Raw genomic sequence first — 6,175 nt, forward strand, 5'->3', positions numbered from 1 at the left:
CAAGGATGCTAGATCCGATACGGTCCGGTCCAGCCACCATCCTGAGCCGTGTAATAGATAGGCGGCGCGGAGAACTCGGCGAGTACGAACACGTCGAGCTCGTTCGCCCCCGCGCGGTAACCCGTCGCGAGCGCAGCGCCAGGCGGGAGACCCACACCGTTCGGTACTACGCCGACCGACCACATACCGTCAGACTCCTGTGCGTATTGGCGCAGCCGGCCGTTTTCATCGACGACGAATACGAGCAGCTGACGACCGCCGTTCTGATAACCGGTGGCCAGGGCCGATGGCGCATGCAGCCCTGCTCCCGGCAGAACCTGCACATCCCAGCCGAATCGTTCCCGCCGGAACGCACAAAGACGACCCTGCACGTCCACGGTGAACAGGGTCAGCTCACCTCCGCCGCCTGGATAGCCGGTAGCCAGCGGCGCGCCCGGCGGCAGCTCGAAGTCCTGCACCAGCTGCGCGCTGGGCGATTCGACGTCCCACAGGCCGTCCGCGGTCTCCGAAACCGCCTGCACCTGGCCGGCGCCGTCGATCGCGAACAAGGTCAGCTTCGTGCCGTTGTTCTGATATCCCGTCGACAGGTTCGCTCCGTGCGGCAACGGCGTGTCCAGCGGAACCAGCCGCTGATACCAGCGACCGTCGTCAGTCCCCTGAAAGATCAGCGGCTCGCCGGAACGCCCGACCACGAACACGTCGAGCACGGAACCGCCACTCTGATATCCCGTGGCGATGCACGCGCCGGGCGGGATACCTACGGCTTCCGGCACGACGTCGGCTTCCCACGCGCGTCCCCCAGGCGTGAGATAGACACGCAGCATGCCGTCGCGGTCGACGGCGAACACGTCGAGCTGCGCACCCCGAGCCTGATAACCCGTCATCAGAGCGCCGGGAGGGTGCAGATCGGTGCCGAAGGGAAGCCCGTCTGCTTGAGGCAGCGCAACACCGGTCCATATCGCGCCATCTTGGACGGCGCAGCGCAGAACGCCGACAGAATCGATGTGGAAAAGATGTAAGCGGTCAGGTGCGCGCCGCAATCCGGTCGCAAGCTGCCCCCCGACGCGGCTCACGAGTGAACTCCTCCCCCTCCTGTCTGACGTGCGTCCATGGTGGGACATGGCGGCCTTGAGCGGTACGGTTTTCGTAAAGATTTCATGTTGCGAACGTAGAACACGGCGGATGATCTTTTAGGCGATCATTTCCGGGCGCGAAAAAAGGGCGTTTTCGATCAGTGCCGTGCTTCGCGAGCGACGGTGATCAGCAGACGACCTCGAGGGTTCGCGTCAGCTCGCGCCAGCGCCGATGATCAGCTGGTGGCGTTGACAAGAGCCTGATAGGTAGCGGTGTCGCAGCCGCCGTCGAGCGGAGGCTGGCCCTGGTCGTGTTGTAGGTAGTCGAATTTGAAAGCGCGAATCGCCGAGCCGGTCGCGTTCTGGTAAAGGCCGACGTTGTCGGTCGGGTGCCACCACCGGTTGCCGATGGAGTTCATCGTCCGCTCGGTGAGGTTGTACTGCGAGGTGTCCCGGCTCAGCGACAGATACCGCAGCTTCGTCAGCCTGCTCTGGATATCGGCGACCAAAGGCTGATAGCTGTTCGTCCACTCGATCGTCGTGAAACTTGCGACCGCGTTCGCACTGGTAGGCGGCTTCGCGGCGCTGGCCGATGGGCTCGGGCTGTGACTTGGGGAGTGGCTCGGCGCGGTCGAGGGGCTCGGCCGGTGCGATGGTGTCACCGGAACCGGGTGCTGGGAAGCCTTGCCGATCGCAGCCGACTTGGTAGGCATCGCGGTGGGCGCCAACGGCCCGCTGGAGCGGCCCCCGTCGATCAGCACCAGCGCGGTCGCGGCGATCGCGCCCAACAGCACCGAGATCCCGATAGTCGTCGGCAACCGGGACGGTTTGCCGCTGCCGCCACTGTGCCGCGGCGAGTGATCGTGATCCTGCTCCTGCTCTTGCTCGTGTCCGGAGGGTGGCGGGGCCGGTGCTACATCCCGGCCGTCGCTCGCGCCGTGCGCCCTGACCGACTTCGGGGCCGGTGTGGCGATCGTGGTCGGCCCACGCAGATCGGGTACTGAGACAGTCGGAACGACGACGGCCGGCCCGGTCGGCGAGGGCGGCGAGACCGGAACCGCGGGCAGCATCGGGGGAGTCTCAGCCAGCTTAGTCGGCCCGGAAAGTTCCCCGGTCAGCGCCTCTCGCAGGGCTTTGACGTCGATCGGGCGGGTTAGATCATGCGCGCCGGCGGGAACGAGAGCCATACCGGGGTCAGGCGGCTCGACCTGCGCGTCGAGAGCGCGACGGAACGCGGAAGCCTGGCCGGGCGGTTGCCCGCCGACCGCAGGTGCCGACGACTCGGCGCCGGGTAACTGGGGAGCGTCCACTGGTCCTCTACCTGGGATGGGTGTTGGGGACACACCGGTAGTCGCCCGGACGCTACCGCATGATGGTCACCTTCCGTAAGCCGTCCGTGCTCTCACCCCGATAACGACACGGTGTCAACCAAAACAGCGGTGCCAGCCAAAACCCCGGTGTCAGCAAAAACGCGGTGCCAACTAAAACACCGCCGACCGGGCGGCTTTCTCGACGAGACGTGGCCGGTCACGGTGGTACCCTGGTCCCGTGCACGCAGTACGCCTGCTCCTTACCGGGCCGCGCTGAGAGCGAAAGAGTCCCGATCCCGGGCTCCTCAGCGTGGCGACCCCTCCTGCGCGAGGGGTTTTCGCATTTCTAGCGCCATTCGAACCGGTAGTCGACGGACAGACACCCCGAGGGGACCTCATGAGCGAGAGCACCAAGCCGCCCGCTTCGGACGAGCCCGCCTTCCGATACACCGCGGCGATGGCGGGCGAGATCGAGGCGCGCTGGCAGGCGTACTGGGCACAGCACGGCACGTTCGAAGCGCCGAACCCGTCCGGGCCGCTGGCCACGGACACCCCGGTGCCCGTCAAGAAGTACTTCGTCCTGGACATGTTCCCGTACCCGTCGGGCTCCGGCCTGCACGTCGGTCACCCGCTGGGCTTCATCGCCACCGACGTATACGGGCGCTACCAGCGGATGCTGGGCTACAACGTGCTGCACGCGATGGGCTTCGACGCCTTCGGGCTGCCGGCCGAGCAGTACGCGGTGCAGACCGGCACACACCCGCGGGTCACCACGGAGAAGAACATCGAGCGCTACCGGGCCCAGATCAACCGGATCGGCCTGGCGCACGACAAGCGGCGCGGCGTGGCGACCACCGACGTGTCCTTCTACCGCTGGACCCAGTGGATCTTCCTGCAGATCTTCAACTCCTGGTACGACCGCGACGCGCGCCGGGCCCGGCCGATCAGTGAGCTGACCGCCCAGTTCGAGGCGGGCGCCCGCGCCACGCCGGACGGCCGCGCGTGGTCGGACCTGACGCCGCCAGAGCGCGCCGACGTGATCGACGGTTACCGGCTGGCCTATATCTCCGAGGCGCCGGTCAACTGGTGCCCCGGTCTGGGCACCGTGCTGGCCAACGAGGAGGTCACCGCGGACGGCCGCTCCGAGCGCGGCAACTACCCGGTGTTCAAGCGCAATCTGCGCCAGTGGATGATGCGCATCACCGCGTACGGCGACCGGCTGCTGGACGACCTGGACCGGCTGGACTGGCCAGAGCCGATCAAGCTGATGCAGCGCAACTGGATCGGCCGGTCCGAGGGCGCGCGGGTGCGGTTCCCGATCGCGGCGGCCGCCCAAGCCGGTGTGGCAGAGCCCGGCGTGGCGTCCACCGGCGAGATCGAGGTCTTCACCACCAGGCCCGACACGCTGTTCGGCGCGACATACATGGTGCTGGCTCCCGAGCACCCGCTGGTCGACCGGATCGTGCCGGCCACGTGGCCCGAAGACACAAGGGATGCGTGGCGGGGCGCCGAGCGACACGACACGCCAATCGAGGCCGTCACCGCGTACAAGGCGCAGGCCGCCGCGAAAACCGAGGTCGAGCGGCAGACCGAGGGCCGGCAGAAGACCGGCGTGTTCACCGGCGCCTATGCGATCAACCCGGTCAACGGCGAGCGCGTACCGGTGTTCGTCGCGGACTACGTGCTGTGGGGTTACGGCACCGGCGCGATCATGGCGGTCCCCGCGCACGACCAGCGCGACTTCGAGTTCGCCCGGGCGTTCGACCTGCCGATGCGGATCGTGGTCTCGCCCGGCGCCGGCCTGTCGCAGGACATTGACGAGTGGACCGAGGCGTTCGACTCCTACGAGGCGCAGTCGGTCAACTCGGCCAACGCGGAGGTCTCGCTGGACGGCCTGGTGGTCGTCGAGGCGAAGAAGCGGATCATCGCCTGGCTGGAGGAGAAGGGCTACGGCACCGGCACGGTCACCTACCGGCTGCGCGACTGGCTGTTCTCCCGGCAGCGTTACTGGGGCGAGCCGTTCCCGATCGTGTACGACGCCGAAGACCCGACGCACGCGATCGCGCTGCCGGACCACATGCTGCCGCTGGAGCTGCCGGAGATCGCCGACTCCGCGCCGCAGTCCTTCGATCCCGACGACGCGCATTCCGAGCCCGCGCCGCCGCTGGCCCGCGCGAGCGAGTGGGTCGAGGTCCAGCTGGACCTGGGCGACGGCCGGGGCGTGCGCAGGTACCGCCGCGAGACCAACACGATGCCGCAGTGGGCTGGGTCCTGCTGGTACCCGCTGCGTTACCTGGACCCGACCAACGAGGACCGGTTCGTCGGCGTCGACGTCGAGCGGTACTGGATGGGGCCGCGTAACGCAGAGGACGTCGGCGGCGTCGACCTGTACGTCGGCGGTGCGGAGCACGCGGTGCTGCACCTGCTGTACTCCCGGTTCTGGCACAAGGTGCTGTACGACCTGGGGCATGTATCGTCGGCCGAGCCTTTCCGTAAGTTGTTCAACCAGGGCTACATCCAGGCCTACGCGTACACGGATGACCGCGGCGTATACGTACCGGCCGAGGAGGTAGAGGACGTCGGCGGCGTCTACTACTTCCGTGGCCAGAAGGTGAACCGCGAGTACGGCAAGATGGGCAAGTCGCTGAAGAACTCGGTGACCCCGGACGAGTTCTGCGACACCTATGGCGCCGACACGCTGCGCGTCTACGAGATGTCGATGGGCCCGCTGGAAGTGTCAAGGCCCTGGGAGACGAAGGCGGTCGCGGGTTCGTTCCGCTTCCTGCAGCGGGTTTGGCGCAACATCGTCGACGAGCAGACCGGCACGGTCCAGGTCGCCGACGTCGAGCCGGACCTGCCGACCCTGCGCGCGCTGCACACGGCGATCGCGGGTGTGCGCGAGGACCTGAACAACCTGCGCTTCAACACGGCCATCGCGAAGCTGATCGTGTTGAACAACCACCTGACCAAGCTGCCGCAGGTGCCGCGGAGCGTGGCGGAGCCGCTGGTGGTGATGGTCGCGCCGATCGCGCCGCACCTGGCCGAGGAGCTGTGGGACAAGCTGGGCAACGAGGGCACGGTGGCGTACACGCCGTTCCCGGTGGCCGACCCGCAGTACCTGGTCGCGGACGAGGTCACCTGCGTGGTCCAAGTCGCCGGCAAGCTGCGCGACAAGCTGCAGGTTTCGCCGGACATCACCGAGGACGCGCTGCGCGAGCTGGCCCTGGCGTCGGACGGCGTGCAGCGCGCGCTGGACGGCCGCGGCGTGCGAACGGTGATCGTGCGCGCGCCGAAGCTGGTGAACGTCGTCCCGGCGTAGGTCGCTGCCGCAAGCCATCGCAGGTGAACGCCCCGGACTGGAATCCCATCCCGTCCGGGGCGTTTCCACTTTTCCACAACTTGTGCAGTTCTCCGGGAGTGACGGATCGCGGACGCTAGAGTCACCGAAGTGACGCACGCGTACGCGAACCTAAGCCTGACCGGGGCCGCCCTCGCGGTCAGCATCGTCGTGTACGCACTCTTCGCCGCGGGAAGCCTCGCGCTCGCGATCATCGATGCACGCACCAAACTGCTGCCGAACCGCCTCGTCTTCCCGCTCTACGGCATCGGACTCGCGGGCTTCGGCCTGATCACGGTACTTACGCACGACAGCAGTGCGGTAACGCACCTCGTCACGGCGCTCGTTGCGATGGCCGTGCTGTTCGGCGTCTTCTACGCCATCGCGATGTTCGGACCGATGGGCTACGGCGACGTGAAACTGGCCGGCGTCATCGGCCTCTACCTCGGCTGGCT

General features: G+C 67.4%; 4 protein-coding genes. 2 read left to right on the forward strand and 2 right to left on the reverse strand.

Annotated elements, in window-relative coordinates:
• Positions 1-8: 8 nt before the first annotated feature.
• Positions 9-884, reverse strand: coding sequence for a hypothetical protein (locus VN779_RS22580; protein ID WP_325726626.1), 876 nt, complete (start codon positions 882-884; stop codon positions 9-11).
• Between the two features lie 425 nt (positions 885-1,309).
• Positions 1,310-2,383 (reverse strand): hypothetical protein, encoded by a 1,074-nt coding sequence (locus VN779_RS22585; RefSeq protein ID WP_325726628.1) that lies wholly within the window; start codon positions 2,381-2,383, stop codon positions 1,310-1,312.
• 397 nt (positions 2,384-2,780) lie between these two features.
• On the opposite strand from VN779_RS22585, the gene leuS reads away from it, so the two are divergent.
• Both leuS and VN779_RS22595 read left to right on the forward strand, forming a co-directional pair.
• The gene (gene leuS, locus VN779_RS22590) at positions 2,781-5,702 is read left to right on the forward strand and encodes a leucine--tRNA ligase (protein ID WP_325726630.1); all 2,922 of its coding nucleotides are present in this window, start codon (positions 2,781-2,783) and stop codon (positions 5,700-5,702) included.
• Between the two features lie 129 nt (positions 5,703-5,831).
• Positions 5,832-6,175 (forward strand): A24 family peptidase (locus VN779_RS22595; protein ID WP_325726632.1); only part of this gene is annotated, 344 nt, incomplete at its 3' end.

The sequence above is a fragment of the Actinocrinis sp. genome, assembly GCF_035605935.1.
GTDB lineage: Bacteria > Actinomycetota > Actinomycetes > Streptomycetales > Catenulisporaceae > Actinocrinis.